15 protein-coding genes, 1 tRNA gene and 3 pseudogenes are annotated in these 18,847 nt (G+C 33.9%); 13 read left to right on the forward strand and 6 right to left on the reverse strand.

The genetic code is table 11. The features are described from left to right. The first annotated feature begins 124 nt into the window (after nt 1-124). Both ACFIMP_RS07930 and lldD read left to right on the forward strand, forming a co-directional pair. Nucleotides 125-1,213, forward strand: coding sequence for a 2'-deoxycytidine 5'-triphosphate deaminase (locus ACFIMP_RS07930; protein ID WP_375613513.1), 1,089 nt, complete (start codon nt 125-127; stop codon nt 1,211-1,213). Between the two features lie 1,152 nt (nt 1,214-2,365). Continuing rightward, on the forward strand, nt 2,366-3,517 hold the full coding sequence (lldD, locus tag ACFIMP_RS07935) for an FMN-dependent L-lactate dehydrogenase LldD (RefSeq protein ID WP_375613512.1): 1,152 nt from the start codon (nt 2,366-2,368) through the stop codon (nt 3,515-3,517). 1,148 nt (nt 3,518-4,665) lie between these two features. On the opposite strand, the gene ACFIMP_RS07940 is transcribed toward lldD, so the two are convergent. Beyond that, on the reverse strand, nt 4,666-4,791 hold the full coding sequence (locus tag ACFIMP_RS07940; protein WP_375612384.1) for a hypothetical protein: 126 nt from the start codon (nt 4,789-4,791) through the stop codon (nt 4,666-4,668). Between the two features lie 341 nt (nt 4,792-5,132). On the opposite strand from ACFIMP_RS07940, the gene ACFIMP_RS07945 reads away from it, so the two are divergent. Further along, a complete protein-coding gene (locus ACFIMP_RS07945; protein ID WP_375613511.1) occupies nt 5,133-5,462 on the forward strand; it encodes a DNA adenine methylase in 330 nt (109 codons plus the stop codon). Between the two features lie 740 nt (nt 5,463-6,202). Further along, a pseudogene (locus ACFIMP_RS07950) lies at nt 6,203-6,636 on the forward strand (integrase); the annotation flags it as partial. A 637-nt stretch (nt 6,637-7,273) separates the two neighbouring features. Here the strand turns inward: ACFIMP_RS07950 and ACFIMP_RS07955 are convergent. Next, a complete protein-coding gene (locus tag ACFIMP_RS07955; RefSeq protein WP_375618608.1) occupies nt 7,274-7,501 on the reverse strand; it encodes a hypothetical protein in 228 nt (75 codons plus the stop codon). Further along, entirely contained in the window at nt 7,498-8,160 is a 663-nt protein-coding gene (bgtA, locus tag ACFIMP_RS07960) for a gene transfer agent endolysin BgtA (protein ID WP_375612387.1), read from the reverse strand. Before bgtA ends, ACFIMP_RS07955 begins: the two co-directional genes overlap by 4 nt. A gap of 1,028 nt (nt 8,161-9,188) precedes the next feature. On the opposite strand from bgtA, the pseudogene ACFIMP_RS07965 reads away from it, so the two are divergent. After that, nucleotides 9,189-9,389 (forward strand): annotated as a pseudogene (locus tag ACFIMP_RS07965) (helix-turn-helix transcriptional regulator). A gap of 87 nt (nt 9,390-9,476) precedes the next feature. Here ACFIMP_RS07965 and ACFIMP_RS07970 read toward each other — a convergent pair. Then, nucleotides 9,477-9,552, reverse strand: a tRNA-Thr gene (locus ACFIMP_RS07970). 454 nt (nt 9,553-10,006) lie between these two features. Between ACFIMP_RS07970 and ACFIMP_RS07975 the strand changes: the two genes are divergently transcribed. Beyond that, nucleotides 10,007-10,183, forward strand: a complete 177-nt coding sequence (locus ACFIMP_RS07975) for a SlyX family protein (protein ID WP_375612388.1) — start codon at nt 10,007-10,009, stop codon at nt 10,181-10,183. Nucleotides 10,184-10,711: 528 nt separating this feature from the next. Here ACFIMP_RS07975 and ACFIMP_RS07980 read toward each other — a convergent pair. Then, nucleotides 10,712-11,050 carry a hypothetical protein gene (locus tag ACFIMP_RS07980; protein ID WP_375613811.1) on the reverse strand — a complete coding sequence of 113 codons (339 nt, stop codon included), beginning with the start codon at nt 11,048-11,050 and terminating at the stop codon, nt 10,712-10,714. A gap of 164 nt (nt 11,051-11,214) precedes the next feature. On the opposite strand from ACFIMP_RS07980, the gene ACFIMP_RS07985 reads away from it, so the two are divergent. From ACFIMP_RS07985 to ACFIMP_RS08015, 7 genes are all read left to right on the forward strand, one after another. After that, nucleotides 11,215-12,642, forward strand: coding sequence for an amino acid permease (locus ACFIMP_RS07985; protein WP_375653033.1), 1,428 nt, complete (start codon nt 11,215-11,217; stop codon nt 12,640-12,642). Between the two features lie 40 nt (nt 12,643-12,682). Next, nucleotides 12,683-13,363: an energy-coupling factor ABC transporter ATP-binding protein gene (locus tag ACFIMP_RS07990; protein WP_375612389.1), complete on the forward strand. Its 681-nt coding sequence runs from the start codon at nt 12,683-12,685 to the stop codon at nt 13,361-13,363. Beyond that, complete coding sequence (locus ACFIMP_RS07995; protein WP_375653021.1) at nt 13,360-14,016, forward strand: energy-coupling factor transporter transmembrane component T family protein; 657 nt, start codon at nt 13,360-13,362, stop codon at nt 14,014-14,016. Before ACFIMP_RS07990 ends, ACFIMP_RS07995 begins: the two co-directional genes overlap by 4 nt. Beyond that, nucleotides 14,017-14,574, forward strand: coding sequence for a biotin transporter BioY (locus ACFIMP_RS08000; protein ID WP_375653025.1), 558 nt, complete (start codon nt 14,017-14,019; stop codon nt 14,572-14,574). Nucleotides 14,575-14,831: 257 nt separating this feature from the next. Then, on the forward strand, nt 14,832-15,398 hold the full coding sequence (locus ACFIMP_RS08005; protein WP_375686225.1) for a biotin transporter BioY: 567 nt from the start codon (nt 14,832-14,834) through the stop codon (nt 15,396-15,398). Between the two features lie 739 nt (nt 15,399-16,137). Then, a complete protein-coding gene (locus tag ACFIMP_RS08010; protein ID WP_375686226.1) occupies nt 16,138-16,317 on the forward strand; it encodes a hypothetical protein in 180 nt (59 codons plus the stop codon). Nucleotides 16,318-16,640: 323 nt separating this feature from the next. Beyond that, nucleotides 16,641-16,922 (forward strand): hypothetical protein, encoded by a 282-nt coding sequence (locus tag ACFIMP_RS08015; RefSeq protein ID WP_375629703.1) that lies wholly within the window; start codon nt 16,641-16,643, stop codon nt 16,920-16,922. A gap of 93 nt (nt 16,923-17,015) precedes the next feature. Here the strand turns inward: ACFIMP_RS08015 and ACFIMP_RS08020 are convergent. Next, nucleotides 17,016-18,847, reverse strand: a pseudogene (locus ACFIMP_RS08020) (helicase-related protein); the annotation flags it as partial.

An 18,847-nucleotide genomic window follows, 5' to 3' on the forward strand; every position in this document is an offset into this window, starting at 1 on the left:
TTATTTTATGTTAACAAGTCGGTTGGAAAAAACATAAAAATAGTTTTTATCACTTTAAAATAGCTTGCACCAGTTTATCATCTAGGTCAAAAAAGAAACAATGTAAAAAGGGAAGGCAATATATATGGCGCGTATAAGCGGTATTTTAGCAGATAGTGATATACAAGCTTTGATTGAGAATAACTTTCTCAAGGCTCAGTATCCATTTGATAGATCTCAAATACAACCAGCAAGTCTTGATCTTCGTTTAGGGGAGAAAGCTTATCGTATACGTGCTTCTTTTATGCCGGGACCTGATACAAAAGTTTTGGATAAGCTTGAACGGTTAAAGTTGCATGAGTTTGATTTACGAGACGGAGCCGTTTTGGAAACGGGGTGTGTTTATATTGTTCCTCTTTTAGAAAGTTTAGCTTTACCAGAATTCTTATCTGCTGTTGCCAATCCCAAAAGTTCTACAGGACGATTAGATATTTTTACACGTGTCATTACGGATAATGCTCAGGAGTTTGATAAAATTTGTGCTGGTTATCATGGTCCACTTTATTTGGAAATTAGTCCACGCACATTTCCAATTTTGGTGCATACAGGCTCACATTTATCACAGCTTCGGTTTAGAAAAGGGCAAAGTTATTTAAATGAAATAGAGTTGCACACTTTGCAAAGGCAAGAAACACTGATATCGGATGATTTTCCTAATATTAGTGTTGGTGGTATTGGTCTTTCCATTAATTTAAAGGGAGACAAAAACGGGCTTATAGGTTATCGTGGTAAACATCATACAAGTGTTATTGATATTGATAAACGTGCCGTTGCCCACGTTTTAGATTTTTGGGAACCTCTTTTTGATCGTGGTCAAAGGGAGTTGGTTCTTGATCCTGATGAATTTTACATTTTAGTTTCACGAGAGTCTGTTCATGTGCCTCCGCTTTATGCCGCAGAAATGACACCTTTTGATCCTTTAGTTGGCGAGTTTAGGGTGCATTATGCAGGCTTTTTTGATCCAGGATTTGGGCATAAGGAGGCGGGTGGAAAAGGAGCAAGAGCGGTTTTAGAAGTGCGGAGCCATGAAGTTCCTTTTATCTTAGAGCATGGTCAAATTATTGGCCGTTTGGTCTATGAGCATATGCTTAATCGACCATCAACCCTTTATGGACATGATGTTGGATCACATTATCAAGCACAGGGTTTAAAGTTGTCCAAGCATTTTAAATGAGTTGGGAACCACGAATTTTGATAACATGTATGCAGAAAGCGTATTTTAGATAAAAGAAAATTTTGTGCTTCGCAAAACTGGCGTCATGCATTCTATTTTTAATTTCCAAGGTTATCTCATCTCTTGCATTTGAGAGGGTATGAGAGGCATTTTTACTTCTTTTTTCAAGAGGTTCTATCTATACGAACTCCATTTATGATGTGCAAAAGAATAGTTTTGATTATTTCATCGTGACAAAATTTACAATGAAAGAATTTTACTATATTCAATATGTTATTCATATTTATTATTATAATAAATCAATAGGTTAATAAAATTCAACATAACAGTAGCTACTCACTTTTCAAAGTAAATATGCGAGATTGGATGCTGCAATTGACTCAATTTTTCTAGAGTGTAATAACCAGTATATTTTATTCCGCATAAAAATTATCCTTAAGAGTTAATAAATAAGTTTTCACTCCAGTTTAGTAACAATTATTTTCAATAAACATTATTCTAATTTTAGTAACTCATTTATAGCCTCAAGATATAATATTGCTAGAAAATTATTCAATTAAATATGAAGGTTTCTATTGGTATGAACATTAAAAGTTTTTATGCTTTATATGAATTAGGCACTATATATTTTTATAAACTTTCATGAATAAGTAACAGATCTCAGTTTTGAATATTGATATAAGAAGATTTCTGCATGTATGCGACAGCTTTATTTCCAGTATTAATAAAGGATTTTTTCATCTTTTGGAGGAGATTATGATTTATACTTAATGACACTCTATATTCTTAATAACTGATAATGTAAGGATCTTTGGAGGGAGAAGCGACTTTAAATTATGACTAATTAAGCTACGGAGCAATCGCTTTCGAAGAGGGATTGCTTTAAAGAGAGTATAACATTTTAATTGCACATGAAGAATATATGAGTAGATACGTTATTAATGATACTTCATACTGTGAGATTTTAAATTTGGATAAGAGCAATAAAGACGTTGTTTTTATCAATTAGTTTTTTTAGAAAGTTGCAGTCTCTGTTGCTTCTATCTATTCAATAGAGTGCTTTGGGAGAATAGCGAATAGGTAGGTACATGGATTCGCTTTTATGCGTTTTAGGATGTTTTCTCTTTTCATTTAGGAACAATGGTGCCATCAATGATTATTTCTTCAACACTTGATTATCGTAAGGCAGCAAAGCGTCGTCTTCCTCCCTTTCTTTTTCACTATATTGATGGTGGGGCTTATGCTGAAGAAACGATGCGACGTAATTGTACAGATCTTCAAGCACTTGCATTGCGTCAAAGGATTCTAAGGCAAGTTGGTGAAGTTGATCTTTCAATCAAGCTTTTTGATCAGACACTTGATTTACCGATTGTACTTGCGCCTGTTGGGCTAACGGGCATGTATGCACGTCGTGGAGAGGTAAAAGCAGCGCGTGCCGCAGCGGCAAAAGGGATTCCTTTTACTCTATCCTCTGTTTCAGTTTGTCCTATTGCGGAAGTGCAAGAAGCGGTTGGAGGTGCATTTTGGTTTCAACTTTATGTTCTCAAAGATCGCGGTTTCATGCGTGATGCACTAGAACGGGCTTGGTTGGCTGGTGTACGCACGTTGGTTTTTACAGTTGATATGCCAATTCCTGGTGCACGTTATCGTGATGCGCATTCAGGAATGTCTGGTCCTTATGCTGGTTTACGTCGTTTTTTACAAGCTTTGACTCATCCATATTGGGCTTGGAAGGTTGGTGTTATGGGGCGCCCTCATGATCTTGGAAATGTCTCTGCTTATCTCAAAAAGAAAATTGCATTGGATGATTACGTTGGTTGGCTTGGTGCAAATTTTGATCCATCAATTGGTTGGCATGATTTACAATGGATTCGCGATTTTTGGAAAGGAAAAATGATTTTGAAAGGTATTCTTGATCCAGAAGATGCACGAGAAGCAGTAAAATTTGGTGCGGATGGTATTGTTGTTTCTAATCACGGCGGACGTCAGCTTGATGGTGTATTATCAACAACACGAGCGTTGCCTGCAATTGCGGATGCTGTAAAGGATTATTTGACTATTTTAGTGGACTCAGGTGTTCGTTCTGGTCTTGATGTTGTACGCATGATAGCACAAGGTGCGGATGCTGTTATGATTGGCCGTGCTTTTGTTTATGCGCTTGCAGCAGCAGGTAAGAAAGGTGTTATGCATCTCCTTGATCTTTTTGCCAATGAAATGCGGGTAGCTATGACACTGACTGGTACTCAGACAATCAAAGATATTACACGCAAGAGTTTAGTAAATATAGATGTTTTTAAGCAATGAAAGCAATATGTTATACTTCTTTCAGAAAAAGAAAGTCTTTTTATAGAGGAGCATAATTATATATTTTAAAAATATGTTGACAGTTAAAGTTAAATAGAAAAGATCAATAAGCTCCTCTATAAAATCACAGAAAATACTCAGTAACTACAATAATATTAAGTATTAATAATAATAAACACGAAAAAAAACAATAATAACATTGCATACATATTTTATTTACTTTATTAAAAGCTCATTCTACGGATAAAAAGGAACAAGCGCTGATATTAAAGGTAAAACAACTGTTGATATAGAAAAAATAGATATAAATAATGCTGTGAGCATTTTTCCCTCCTATATATAAAAAACATTAAAATATAATATGTTAATTACTTCTTTTCCATATTGGCATAAAACGTAAATTTATAAAATCCATTTAGTTTTATTTTAATATAAATAATATTAGTTATAGTATATAAATAAAATTATTAAAAATGTCAATATGTATTTATTTTAATCTATAATTATAATAAAAAATGTATCTAATAAATAATATTTCTATAATCTATATATTATTTATATTAAGTTCATTGGATAATATATTATATGGATGTGATATTGTTTTTATGGAGTACATTTTTAAGCAATGAAAAAAAATATCCGTACTATCTTTAAAAAAGCTCGTTTACTGAGAGCAAAACTGCGTGAATTAATGTGCTTTTCTTTCTTGTTTTCTCAATGATTTATGATGTTTTTGAACTGGCGAGCATATTAGGAAGCAGTTGAATATTTTTTGTATAGTATGTCATTTCTAACACTATTTATGCGTTCTCGATTGATTTTATAACTTGTTAAAATATCCAGTTCATTTTTATTGCAGATGGGGATGGTGGGGGGCCTAATGATACAAATTGGCATAGAATGTTTTGTTCCATAAGCGATTTAACAATTGCATCTCCAAGCTTCTCCTTTGATACTATGCTCTTCATAGACAACAACAGATTGGTGAGATTGGCATAACTCTAGCACTGATCTATTATCTCAAAGTTGAATTGTTGGCACACTTGTAAGCGTTGGGATAACTTCATGTTTTTTGAATCTCTTTAGCAACATCAAGACAAATCTGAACAGTTTCTTCAGTAGCAAGTAAGAGAACATCTTTTCCTTTTTTAAACAGAGGTTTTGCTGATATCAATTTTTGAAGCATTTTTATGAATATTCATAACAGCACGCTTTCCTAAACCTATATAAATAGGTACAAGATTACTCAGAGTAGAAAGAATTACAGTTTCCATTTGATCGAATTTCTACTCGTAAGTAATTGGATAATATTTACTTTATCGCTGAATAAAAAAGAAAAGTTTTTCTCTCTTTAAATAGAGGATGGATTGTCATCTAGCCAATAGGGATAGTTTGCGAGAAATTTGTTCGATGCAAAACGACTTAACATTGCAGTTACTTTTTATCATTTGAAGCTGTGAAAAGAAGGCTAAGATAGATGAAAGAATGTAAAAAATGATGGATACATTTTAAGATAAAAAATTATAATTTTGTTAATTCCACACAAGTTGCTACGGATATTGGTGACAAAAGAAATTCGATCAAAAAATATCAAAATTATTTGAGTACATTCCTCATGGCATGTAGACTAAACCTTTTTGTTGGTATGGGTGAGATTTTCTTTGAGCAGAAATTGATTCTATCCCCTGAAATCAGCAATAATCTCTCAGGTTATGTCGTAAACTTTTTAGGGATGTTACAACGCCACTATCGTCCTTTTATGAAAATGTTAGCATTTCAGATGAGCAGTTGTGAGGAATTTCAACGTTTAATACAGCAAGATCCAGAAACTCTCACGGATTTAGAACGGGCTTCAAGATTTTTATATTTACAGCGATTAAGTTTTAGAGGGAATGTAAATCGTACGATGAGAGTAGAAAACCATCGTAGCACGCGGGGGGCTTAAGCCCTTCCAATTTGAATGCGTGCTAAAACTTATTTTCCACTGTTTAGCAGGTGTTAGCATTGAACATTTAGACTGGTCTGATTTTATTGTGCGTTATGATCGCCTAAAAATCTTGTTTTATCTTTCACCACTTTAATTGTGGTTTTGAAGGTTATTAAAGAAAGGATTTTTATAAGCGGGAGGATTATCAGCCGATGTCTAAGCTGCTTGCATAATAAGAGGGAGTTTTTTGTCTTTAAACAATATGCTAGAAATTCAAAAAACTTTAGTTAACTTTATAAAAGAGGTTACACCATCTTATACAGATTGCTCTGCAAATAACACAATTGCTGGTAAGGAATGGGGCATCACCAATTTTGATTTCTAAAAAAGAAACAATACGTATTAAATAGTCTTTAACTTTGCAGACTTTTTGAGAATCCTTTCAGAATCTTTTGAAAAAAGTGAACTGGTAGAAGATATTTCTATCAAAATATAGCAACTTTTCTAACAAGTTAGGAATAAATCTAAAAATATATATTAAATATAAAAACAGTACGATATGTAGGCAATCTGGGCTTTAGAAACAAGAATCAAAGCGTATAAAGATGCATAGAGGTAAGATTGAGACATATCATTTTTATGATTCAATAAAAAATAAAAATTAAAGAAAAAATTTTATATCAAAAATTTAAGGTGGTTTAAAAGGTGGACGGGCAATGCATGGAAGGATGAGCGAGAAGGTGAATTAGGGGAGAGCGATTTATAGATTATCAGTATCTTTGTAAAAGTATCTTCTCAAGATAAATATTGTGATGAAATAAGATTGTAGTTGAATGTTCGAAAAGATAATACGCACTCTTAATTTTTCCGTTATACACATCACAATAAAAGCCGTGAAAGGCACGGTCTTATTACAAACTTTCTCTAAAAGCAGTACATGAGTTTGCAAGATATTACCGTAATATTTTAAAAGAAGGATTTTATTTCAGGAAAAAATTATCTTAAAATAGTAAAGCAATATTTTTCAAGAAATTGCTAGGCGACTTTTGAAAGTAAAAAAGCTAAGTTAAAAAATAAAAGCAAAAATGGTTGTTGGTTTTCTCGACTGGAGTTGCATGTCATTTCCCACATAGGGAATTTACCTATAGAAAAATTAAAAGCCAAGATCATTCACAATGTTTTCCCGCCACTTTAGCATGAAAAAGCAGATACAGTGCGAAAATATTTGCCTTATCGTCAACATCATTATTATAATTAGGAAGCTGAAGCAACGTCATTTACAAATCACATAAAAGCCTTACCATTATTCATTATATAGCTCCGTAGATTTCTTTTCTTCAAGCATGCCAGCCCCTAGATGTTATTTTTGTTGAAAACAGAGCCTTTGTGTATGATCAGTTCTTTGAACGACGATAGTAGTGCAATCCATAAAATCTTTTCTCATCTTCTTTTGATAGGATAACAAAGATGCCCTTAGAATACATCAATAGACTCAATCATTTTACACAAACATAATCTGTTGAATCCTTTAGTTTCAATTCAGATACCTCAGTTACTCTAATTAAATCTAATCGACCACCAGAGTGTTTTAATCCTTTAAGTGCTTTTACTTTTAATCTGAATGTATCCACCTCTTTCAAATCTTTTCATTGATTGATGTTTCAGAGGAATTATATTTTTATCACTTTATTTTCCGTTTATCTCTCCAACCACATAAACGTTCACCTTGTTCGTTATGTTTTAAAATATCTCTCGCCAAATTTGGACTAATGACATTGATATCTTGTCGATTCAAATAAATTGGCAGCCATCCAATACAAGAAGTTCGTTCATTCGTCGCGCAACCAGCTAGAAAGCTTAGTGCGCACATCAGCATCACTTTTCTTATTAATTTCATTTTCTACCTCAAGCCGTGTTGTCGCTATCTTGAAATCTTCTTTTGTTTGCTTTTGCTTCTCAACTTTTTTCCCAAGAAAAAAGGCTTTGACTAAAGCTATAAGAAAAGCTGCTATGAGCGCTGACGTCATTGTCAGATATTTTTTTATCCATAAAATCATAGACGGTGTTCCTGAAAACGTTTAGCAATGTATATCATAGCCGTACAAGCGGCTAAAACCATAATGCCTGCTAGAACCCATTGAACAGGACCATTTCCTGCAAAAAGACCTCCAAGCCCTGAAAAAGAACCTATGATTGGTGCAAGAGCTTCTACTTTGCAAATACCTGTTACGCCTTCTGGTTCTACTACATGATAATTGGGGGCAACATGAGCTCCTTTTGCCCACAATCCTGCTTCGGTTGCTCGGCGATTGACAAGACCTTGGATACGTTTTCCTCCCACTCTTGTCCATTTTTGCAATTCGGTTGGTATCGCTTCATATTCACCTTTATTAAGCTTTTTTAAAAGTGTAGAACTACGAAATGCTGTGATTCCTACATTATAGCAAAATGATACTAATGCCGCGAATTGTTCATCGTTTAAAGGAACGGTAACGGCTTTTTCAACAACAGCTTCATACTCCCTCAAGTCCTGACAAAGGATTTTTTCAGCTTCTTTTTCCGTAATTTGCATATCTTTGTGAACGCTTGGGGCACCAGCAGCACTTGTATGTCCATAACCAATTGTCCAGACACCACCAGAATCTTCATAAGCTGATAAACGCAAGCCTTCCAATTGCTTAATCAATACAAGCCCTTCTTTTGATATTTTTCGCATTATTTTTACCTATAAAAAACTACACAAAGCAGGATATGAATTAAAAACTTACATCTACTCATTTTTAAGAACAGAACAGCGAAAGGGCATAATAAATTCAAAACATCCATAGTGGATTATTTTAAGATCTATATCATTTTTTTGAATAAAGATTATGCTAAATACTATTCATTTTGCAGCAATTTATCTCCATCTAAAGACAATAACTTTATAATAATTCCATTTATAATCAGATAGATTTCACTCATAAATTCTTACAGTTGATCCAGAATGATTTAGAAGAACTTTACTTGAAAAAACTTCAATAATTCCAATGACAAAAAGCATTTTTAACAAAAAATAAGAGACATAATAATTAATGAAATAATTAGGTGTTGATTTTTAAGTAATTTCAAAAGTCATAAATTGCACCACAGAATTTTTTTATAAAAACAAAAAAACATTATAATTTAACATTATATATCTAAAAATTATCTTAGAATCAATAAAACATATACATAACGTGTTATACATATTTAATAAAAAAATCTATAGTTAATTTAATTATTCTTTGTTTTTTTCCCCTAATTGCTTAATTTCATTAAAAAATACCTTTATGAAGGATTTTAAATAAACTGTTACATAAAAAACATAATGGATATTTCTCCTCTCTTACAATCTGTTTCCAACTGAAACAATATATTAGTGGAGCATATTCAATATATAGACCAATGATATTTGATAGTTTTTTTAAGAATATTGTACTGTAATAAATTTGAACAAGTAGTTCGGTTTCATATATTTTCTTTTTCATATGAAGCATTTGGTAGGGCGTTCGGGTCCAATGGTATCATCTTTGTCTGGTGTTGTATTGGCTACGTTTCCAGCAGCCTCTTAAACAAATCAATCAAGCTATTGAAATCTTTTTAGAGGCAATAGCACAAGAGACACAAAAGATTTTGACAAAAAGCTGCTTGACAATATAGGAAGCTCTCTCCTCCTAGCATCCCAGCCCATTCACATAACATAAAAAATAAAAAGGCAATGAGATGATATTTGATGATGGCAATAGATATGTAATAATACGTGAGTGTGCACAGCTTTTTAGTATATCCACAACAACGATTCGCAATTGGATGCTTCAGAGGGGGCCGGAGCCATATAAGCTAGGGTGAGCAGTGAGGTGGAGAAAGAAAGAGGTTTTAGCATTTACTCCAGAGAAAAATACGGAGCAAATAACAACAGATTAGATAAAATTGCATAAACCCTAGAAGGTGGTCTTCAAACAGATAATTAATTAAAAAAAATATATATTTCAATATGTTTAAGAAATAAAATGGTGCCGCATGCCGGATTCGAACCAGCGACCCCATCATTACGAATGATGTGCTCTACCAACTGAGCTAATGCGGCATAGGTTTGTAAGTCAATGAGACAAAACTAATTTGAGGGTAATAGCTAAAAGTACGTATAAAAGCAAGAATGCATTTTTTCAATAATTTATACATATGATAATAATTTGAAGGAGAAGTATGTAAAAGTCAGAGGAAAGTATTCTTTGACCTTAATGCTATAAAATGCTTTTCAATTTACGATAGCACTTAAATTAAGAAGCTGGGAATGTAGATCTTTAGGATGAAAAATGGTGTCAAGATAACTTAGTAAAGATAAAAACATTTTCTGATTCTTAAGAAAGAAATTTGTTGCATAGAGTGATTGGGAAAATAAAGATCATCATAAACCTTTTATAATGTGCAAATAGATGAGTAGAATTAGTTGAGAAGTTACTTCTCATTTTTATGGGAAGAAAAAGGGAGGAGGATTAATAAAATTAATCACGTTTTTTATTTTAGAGGGAGTAAAAATCATGTCGGATGAAGATCGGCTGATAGAATTAGAAATGAAGCTAGCTTACCAAGAAAAATTCATTGAGGAACTTTCTCGAGAGGTAACTAATCAATGGAAAAGTTTGGATGAGATATCTAAAAAAGTTGATATTTTAGCGAGACGATTTTCAGATTTAAAAGAACTAGAGTGTTACTGAAGCTGTTATCTTACCATTTTCTCAATAGGGAGAAGGTGCGAAATATTTTTTATCACAATTGCAATTATTTACAGATGAGTCTTTATTTCACGCATTTTGTTAGACTTGTAGAATAATTTTTATAAGCTTCTTCATTAATTTTAATAAGTTCCAATCTTATAAGGAGAGCTGATATTAGAAGACGTTTTTTTATGTGGGGTTTCTAGTACGAAAATTAAGAAAAGTTTTTGTAGAGTATTAAAGAAGCAGCTATAGAAAATATATGAACTGCAATATTTTAAGTTTTTTCTGTACAGAGTTTTCTTATAGATGGGAGGTAGATTTATTCGCTAATTTTTTTTAAATTGATACAAATAAAGTGATGTTATCGTTATCTATAGAAATCATAAGTGAGCGCCTATATTTATAATGAAGCGTTTTAATTTTTTCTGATGATCAAGTGATCTTCAGTTGTTTTAATAGAGTGAGGGGTTTTAAGCGACATCGATTATGTTATAGTACAGAGAGCTCTAGAAGTTTTTTTAAAGATCAAATGTACTCTTCGTTATATGCATATGATATTTTGTGAAAAGGCTTTTGTTTTTCGTAATTTAAGATACAAAATACTATTGCTAAAGCACCAAAGATAGACCATGCGGGTAAATAAGTGAGAGTAATGCAAATTGAGGACAGAAAATCAGGCATTACCTTGCATAGAGATTGATTAAGGTGATAGATATCTGTTTGCAGAAGGCTTGTTAAAATTTTATTAAAGGGGGTTGTTGTCCAATGTGATGTGATTACAGAGTGTGCGTTATCAATGACCAATGCTATAATGGTTAGTGTAACGAAAATGAAGGACATTAATTTAAATAAAGGGTGGAGCATATTTTTTCTTAAAACTTCAACGGGACATACGTATAATGCACAAAAAAATAAGGAGTTGCATTATGATAAGAAAATAAGTTTACGTTTGTTTTGTGTTTTTTGAAAGAGGTGCCTAATTTTTCAATAAAAGTTGAGGTTAAGTTCAACAAAAGTAGTGAGGCATGATGTCTGAAAAAAAGCACGAGGAATTGAAGCGTAGCCTTCAAAATCGCCATATTCAAATGATTGCTTTGGGTGGGGTTATTGGGACAGGACTTTTTTATGGGTCAACCGAGGCAATTCAATTAGCTGGTCCCTCAGTTATTTTATCTTATCTTGTCGGCGGGCTTATTATGTATTTCATTATGCGAATGCTTGGTGAAATGTCAGTAGAAGAACCGTCTTCAGGAGCATTTAGTTTTTTTGCTTATAAATATTGGGGGAGATTAGCTGGTTTCATAACAGGTTGGAATTATTGGTTTCTTTATATTCTTGTGAGTATGGCTGAACTTACAGTGATAGGGTTTTACCTTGATCATTGGATTTTGATTGATCATTGGAAGACATCTTTCATTGTTCTTTTATTTGTTACATTTGTTAATTTGTTTAATGTTCGTTTTTATGGAGAATTTGAATTTGTTTGCGCTTTGATCAAAGTGGCTGCTGTTATTGGTATGATTATTTTTGGAATTTTTCTCATTGTCACTGGACTAGGGGAAAATCAAGCGAATATTCATTATCTTTGGGACCATGGTGGTTTTTTCCCTTATGGAGCAGTAGGGGTTGTTTTAGCAACTTCTGTAGTAATGTTTTCTTTTGGAGGAACGGAGCTTATTGGTATTGCTGCTGGAGAGGCATCTAATCCACAAAAAACAATTCCAGCGGCTATTCGTCAAGTTATGTGGAGGATTATAATTTTTTATATTGGATCTATCAGCATTATTATGATAATCAGCCCTTGGAATATGATTGGAAAAAATGGTAGTCCTTTTGTCACAATTTTCGAGACTATAGGAATTCCTGCTGCTGGTCATATTTTGAATTTTGTGGTGATTATGGCTGCTATTTCTGTTTACAATAGTGGCATTTATTCTAATGGCCGTATGCTTTATAGTTTAGCTGTACAAAAAAATGCACCACATATTTTTAGTAAACTGAGTGCTGCTCGTGTTCCTTATATTGCTATCCTTTTTTCATCATTATGTACGGCGTTGATTGTCGTTGTTAATGCTCTTATTCCTGATAATAGTTTCATGCGGATCATGGCTCTTGCAACTGCAGCAGCAGTGATTACTTGGGCTATTATTGTTATTGTTCATTTGAAATTTCGCAATGCCCATAAGAACAGAAAGGGCGATTTTATTTATGCGTTTGGTTTATATCCTTACGCTAACTATCTTTGCCTCTGCTTTCTTGCTTTATTATTTTGCATTATGTTTGTCAGTGGTTTTGGGAAAAATGGATTGATGACTCGACTTTTTGATATGATAGGAATAAGCGTGCCTTTCCTTGAAGCATATATTCCTGTACAGATGCCTGATATGAGTTTGGCAGTCATTATTATTCCTCTATGGTGCTTGTTATTACTTTTAGGTTATAAACTGAAGCGATAGAGAAAGAAGAGCTAATAAAAGGGATTGATTGGAATAAGCCTTGGGGATTATAAAATTTGATGAGGTAACACAAGTTTTTGGTGATTTGTGTGTTTTAAGAAATATTACTGTACAGCTTACCGAAAGACGAGTTGCTATTATAGGTGCGAATGGTTCTGGAAAAAGTACATTTGTTCGCCTTATTAATGGGCTCCAATTACCATCTCATGGTTTTGTAAGCGTTGATGGGCTTGATACCAAACGCGATGCAAAAGCAGTAAAGCGTAAAGTTGGATTTGTTTTTCAGAATCCCGATAATCAGATTGTTTTACCATTAGTTGAAGAGGACTTATCCTTTGGTCTCAAAAATTTAAAGCTTAATAAAGATGAAATTAAGGAGCGTGTAGATGAAATTTTACAGCGCTATGAACTTCAAGATTTCAGAAATCACGCTGTCCATTTATTAAGTGGTGGGCAAAAACAACTCGTTGCTATTTCTAGTGTAGTTGCAATGAAACCAGACTACATTATTTTTGATGAGCCGACGACATTACTTGATTTGCGAAATAAGCATCGCGTTACGCAAGTGATAGAAGAATTACCACAAACGGCAATAGTTGTATCGCATGATTTAGAGTTTTTGAAAAAGTTTGATAGAGTGCTGGTTTTTGATAAGGGGGAGATAGCAATTGATGAAGTACCTTTTGTTGCTATAAAGGAGTATATAAGAAGAATGTCATGATCGGTTTATATATTCCGAGGGATACATTTATTCATAGGTTAAGTCCTGGAGTTAAGTTATTATTTCTTACGGCCTGTGGAACTTTTATAATAATGGTTTCTTCCATAGCGCTTCTTGGTTTATTTTTGTTGTTTGTCATCTTATTCTATAGAGTCGCCAAGATCCCTTTCAAAACTGTGATAAAGCAATTTAAATCGATGGGATTGCTTTTAGTTCTTCTATTTGTATTTCAAACTATTTTTAGCGGTTGGCTTACGGGGGTTGAGGTCATATTACGTCTTGTTATCCTCTTTTCTTTATCATCAGTTATTTCATTCACAACAAAAGTGTCAGATATGGTGGATGCAATTGAAGCAGGCCTCCAGCCCTTTCGTTGTTTTGGTATAAATCCATCAAAAGTGAGTATGGTTATCTCTATGGCGATCAGGTTTATTCCTCTTTTGAGTGAAAAGTTTAATGAGGTACATGAAGCACAGCAAGCACGAGGACTTAATACTAACATTGTCGCTCTTGCGATACCTTTAATTATACGGACTATAAGAATGGCGTCAGAAGTGGCTGAAGCATTGGACGCGCGTTCTTATGATGCTGATACTATTGATACAGCATCTCGTAATAATCAGAGTTTTTATAGTAAAAAAAAGAAGAATTAAATGAATACAAAAGATTTAGTTTATATTGCTTTATTCGCCGCTATTTATGCTATTTTGGGCCTTTTTCCTTCTATTTATCTTCCTTTTCTTCTAGGGGTACCTATTACAGCTCAATCGATGGGACCGATGCTAGCAGGGTCTATTCTTGGGGCAAAAAGGGGTGCTTTAGCGTCACTCCTTTTTCTTGTTCTTGTTGCGATTGGATTGCCTCTGTTGCCTGGTGGTCGTGGTGGAATCAGTGTCTTTTCAGGAATTGCAAGTGGTTATTTAATAGGTTTTCCATTTGCCGCATTTTTTATTGGTTTAATGGTAGAATTGTTTTGGCAGCGGTTAAATTTTATAACATTATTTATAATAAATACTCTCGGTGGCATTGGGATAGTTTATTCTTTTGGTGTTCCATGGACAGCTTATATGACCAAAGTTTCTTTACTGAATATTTTAATGGCTTCATCAGTTTTTTTGATAGGCGATTGTTTAAAAGCGTTGATTGCATCCTTTATTGCACTTGCGATTAAAAGATCTGTTCCTCTCATTCATTCAAAGCATAATAACTAAAATAAATGTATTATTTTGTTATATTGTTATTATATAATATTCATATATCACTATTATTGAATTTAACTATAGTAATTTATGATGTAATTAAACATTGTAGAATCTAATATGATTCATATAAGTGATGTTATTAAAATAAATTATTATAGTATTTTTCTCTATATCTAAGGCATTTAAAGTGTACTTTTATAAATCTGATACTTTTTATTAATTGTACAACAATAACGAAAGCTTTTCCCTAGTGAAGGAATAATTCAGTGAATACAAAAGATTTGGTTTATATTGCTTTATTTGCCTCTATTTACGCTGTTTTGAGTCTTTTTCCTCCTCTTTATCTTCCTTTTTTGCTGGGTGTCCCTATTACAGCTCAGTCTATGGCTCCGATGTTAGCAGGCTCTATACTTGGAGCAAAAAGGGGAGCGTTAGCATCACTTCTTTTCCTTGTTCTTATTGCGATTGGGTTACCTCTATTGCCTAGTGGTCGTGGTGGAATTAGTGTTTTTTCAGGAGTTACGAGTGGTTATCTGATTAGTTTTCCATTTGCTGCATTTTTTATTGGCTTTATGGTAGAATTATTTTGGCAGCGGTTAAATTTTATAATATTATTTGTGATAAATACTGTGGGTGGCATTGGGATAGTCTATTCTTTTGGAATACCATGGGTAGCGTATATGACACAGGTTCCTTTGCTGACAGTTTTAATAAGTTCATTAGGTTTTTTGGTTAGTGGTTTCTTGAAAGTGCTGATTGCATCCTTTGTAGCGTTGACCATAAAAAAAACCGTTCCTCTCATTCATTCGGAAAAAGGGGCAGTTCTGTACTGAAGAACAAGTTTTGCCAAATGTATGTAGCTTAAAAAGCACCACGGAATACCATTTTGTTTTGTCTACTTTTTATTGGTATTTTTATCTGCATAGCTCTCAGAGATAGCCATACGAAAATTGAATGTTTCGGCACCAAAATTCATTTTTGCTTTCAGGAGCAGCTCCCAAATAGCCAATTAATATCATTTTATTCAACATGCTTGTAAGTTTTATTCGATTTGCATATTATATGCATAAAGCCTTAGAATAATTTATTATTTTTTTAATATTTTTAGTTAATTAATCACTAATTTTTAAATTATTATTATATTAATTGTACAAAAACATGGATAATTAAGTGTTCATCTAAAACTCTTGATGTATATAATACCCTTATAAATGTGTTAATATAAGTAAATGTATTAATATAAGGTATAAAAATGAGATTTGAATGGAATGAAGCTAAAACAAAAAGTAATCTTAGAAAGCACCGTGTAAAGTTTTGAAATAGCTGCAAGTGTTTTTGCAGCCCCATTCACTATGGCTAAACAAGACCGTATTGAAAATGGAGAGTATGGTTAGCAAGTTTTATGGCTCATGGATGTTTTTTTATTAATATTCGTAGCGCATACTGCCCATGACGATAAAGATGGCATAGAGGTAATCCGTATTATTTCAGCACGACGAGCCAACTCGAAAGAAAAGAAACGTTATAAAGAAGAAAGTTCGTTATGAAATTGATGTAGGTAACTTATCACCTTTGACAGATAAACAGAGAGTTGAAGTTGATAAACTGGCTGCAATGCCGGACAGTGCAATTGATCATAGTGATATTCCGTCACTCAATGATGTGTTCTGGAAAAATGCCGTTCGCAATCCATTCTATAAACCACCCAAAACTGTCACAACAGTGCGTGTGGATTCAGACGTACTAGCGTGACTTTAAAAGTCAAGGGAAAGGATATCAAACGCGGATTAACGCCATTTACGTGATGCCATGCTTCGTTCAATGCACTGATTTCTCCTCCACTTAAAAGCAGGGAAGGGGGAGCCCATATTCTAAAAATCTAAGTAGCTCTCACTGCAGAGTTCTCTAAAGTTCGTATTGCTTTTGCAATTAAAATTTTATAGCCTTAATTTTCAGCCAAACGATTCTAAACGACGCAGTATATTTGGGATACACTACACTCCCATAGTCACTAAGATAACTTAGGCAACACCTGCCATCTGATAAGACATAGACATTGTAATTATGTTAACTTTATGAATACCATTAACTTCCTTTCTTATAAATATAAAATAGATCCAGCCTCAGAATTAGTTAATATCAATGATGCTGATAAATTTTTAGAGGAAGGGAGATACGATTTTAACTGTGATAATCAATGTGCTACCTTAATAATCGAAAAGTTTTCTGTGAACTCGAAGATCTGCTATTGGATTTATGTTTTAACGGGAGAAAATAGTCCTTATAACCCAGAAGTGATTGATTCTGAAAACGACTTTCAGAATATTCCTAACCCACGTTCTAAAAATCAGATTTAACAAAATAAGCAATATTTTGGAATTTTGATTCCTATAGAGTTTACTCTTTTTTCTTCAAATAAAGAGTTAAACAAATTCTTGCAGCTACACTACAAAAAAACTTTCATAAAGGTTTATAATAAGATTCTGTTTTGCATGAGTTTCGGTAATCTCTGCTGTACAGAACGTGACACTGTTGTAAAATTTATCAAGATCTTTCGTTTTCTCTTCAATATTGGTTTTATCGAGTTCTGTTAAGATTTTTTCCATTGCTTGCGAAATGGCATTGTTTTGCACAAATTCATTGCCTTCAAACAAAGCTTCAAACACGGGACGCGTTACAAGATGTTGCGCTAACATCTCAATCGCTTCTTCTTGCTTTATCTCACTGTTTAAGTTGTTTTTTAATTCCTTATAAAACGCATCAAAGGCATGATAAGCTCCGCTTGTTTGATCAGAAAGCAGAGTTTGAAGGCGTGTGATATGGTTTTGTGCAATCTCAGCAACATTACCCGCCCAATTTTCCCAATAATCCGCAATAGCAAATTTCTTCGCAATAAGGGTTTTCAGAGCATTGGGAAACTCTTTATAAAAAGGTAATCTTCCTGTTACACTATGAATAGTTTGTGGTTCATGAGCGGCTTTTCCAATCTCAAGTCCCATATGTTCTGATTTTTCATGGATATGAAGTTTATCCTCAACCGCGGTCATGCTCTTTAAGGCGACAATCTCCAAAACATCACTAACGTCTTGCCCTAAAATCATCTGGTTAAGGGTGATTTCAAAATTCTCATCATGAGCAAGCAAAGCATTGATGACTTGCCAGACCACCTTGTATCTCTTATTATATCGTAAAGCATGTTCAGCAGAAACCCCAGCAGGGATCCCAACGGGTAAAATGATGTAGCCTCTTTTCTTGCCCTTTGCACGGCGCATGATACGCCCCACTGCCTGTATCACATCCACATGACTTTTACGCGGGTGTAAAAACATGATGGCATCAAGAGCGGGTACATCCACCCCTTCAGACAGACATCTTACATTGGTGAGCACACGGCAACTATTTTCCCCCGCATCTTCCTTAAGCCAATCAAGGGCTTTATTGCGTGATTTGGCACTTTGTGTTCCGTCAATATGATCAAAGGTACAGTGAAGAGGCGGGGTATCTTTATAGAGTTGATGAAGATTAAATAATTCTTCTTGTATTTCTTCAGAATTGAAGGTTTTACGAATGCGTTTAGAAGTCTTGATATCTTTACAAAATGCTAAAGCCCGCCGCATGGGATTGGGGTCATCACTTAGATCAACTTTTAGATCTATTTTAGCAAGGGCTTGATAACAACCTATGATCTTGGTTTTATCATCAAGAATAGTTCATAATTTTCATCGGTCATCAGATGTTGAATGGATTGACTTACTTCCTCTTCATTAACACCCAAAACAATAATCTTATAAGGTGCTAAAAGTTCATTCTGAACGGCTTTTGAGAAAGTATAGGTATAAAGCTCTTTTCCATAGAGCTCTTCATCATCCATAGATGCTAGAACGGCATTGATTTCATTGGCTTTCTTTTTGGCATCATCGGTAAAGATCTTGGGCGTTGCTGTCATATAGAGGCGTTTTTTGCCTCGAATGATGTTGTTATCATGAACCTTGATAAATTCAGATTCATTGTCTTCAGTTCCCAATGAAGCCCCAGTGGTTCTATGCGCTTCATCACAAATGATCAAATCAAATTCGGGTAAACCATGGTCTTTTTGTGCATCCGAAATCACTTGGATTGAATGATAAGTGGAAAAGACCACGGTCATCAGATTATGTGAAACCTTACTCGCTTTACTAGCCAGTTCTTTTGCATCCGTGGTAGCAGGCAAGGCAAGATCAGAGCTATCAAATTCAAGAGCATCATTTTTATTATTCTTACGACGTTTTCCTACTTGTGTATC

This window comes from Bartonella sp. AP65SXKL, from assembly GCF_042195725.1.
Lineage (GTDB): Bacteria > Pseudomonadota > Alphaproteobacteria > Rhizobiales > Rhizobiaceae > Bartonella.

Coding starts and splice junctions, on each gene's coding strand:
- ACFIMP_RS07930 (WP_375613513.1), top strand. CDS start 125: ATGGCGCGTATAAGCGGTATTTTAGCAGATAGTGATATACAAGCTTTG.
- lldD (WP_375613512.1), top strand. CDS start 2,366: ATGATTATTTCTTCAACACTTGATTATCGTAAGGCAGCAAAGCGTCGT.
- ACFIMP_RS07940 (WP_375612384.1), bottom strand. CDS start 4,791: ATGGAAACTGTAATTCTTTCTACTCTGAGTAATCTTGTACCTATTTAT.
- ACFIMP_RS07945 (WP_375613511.1), top strand. CDS start 5,133: ATGGCATGTAGACTAAACCTTTTTGTTGGTATGGGTGAGATTTTCTTT.
- ACFIMP_RS07955 (WP_375618608.1), bottom strand. CDS start 7,501: ATGATTTTATGGATAAAAAAATATCTGACAATGACGTCAGCGCTCATA.
- bgtA (WP_375612387.1), bottom strand. CDS start 8,160: ATGCGAAAAATATCAAAAGAAGGGCTTGTATTGATTAAGCAATTGGAA.
- ACFIMP_RS07975 (WP_375612388.1), top strand. CDS start 10,007: ATGTCGGATGAAGATCGGCTGATAGAATTAGAAATGAAGCTAGCTTAC.
- ACFIMP_RS07980 (WP_375613811.1), bottom strand. CDS start 11,050: ATGCTCCACCCTTTATTTAAATTAATGTCCTTCATTTTCGTTACACTA.
- ACFIMP_RS07985 (WP_375653033.1), top strand. CDS start 11,215: ATGTCTGAAAAAAAGCACGAGGAATTGAAGCGTAGCCTTCAAAATCGC.
- ACFIMP_RS07995 (WP_375653021.1), top strand. CDS start 13,360: ATGATCGGTTTATATATTCCGAGGGATACATTTATTCATAGGTTAAGT.
- ACFIMP_RS08000 (WP_375653025.1), top strand. CDS start 14,017: ATGAATACAAAAGATTTAGTTTATATTGCTTTATTCGCCGCTATTTAT.
- ACFIMP_RS08015 (WP_375629703.1), top strand. CDS start 16,641: ATGAATACCATTAACTTCCTTTCTTATAAATATAAAATAGATCCAGCC.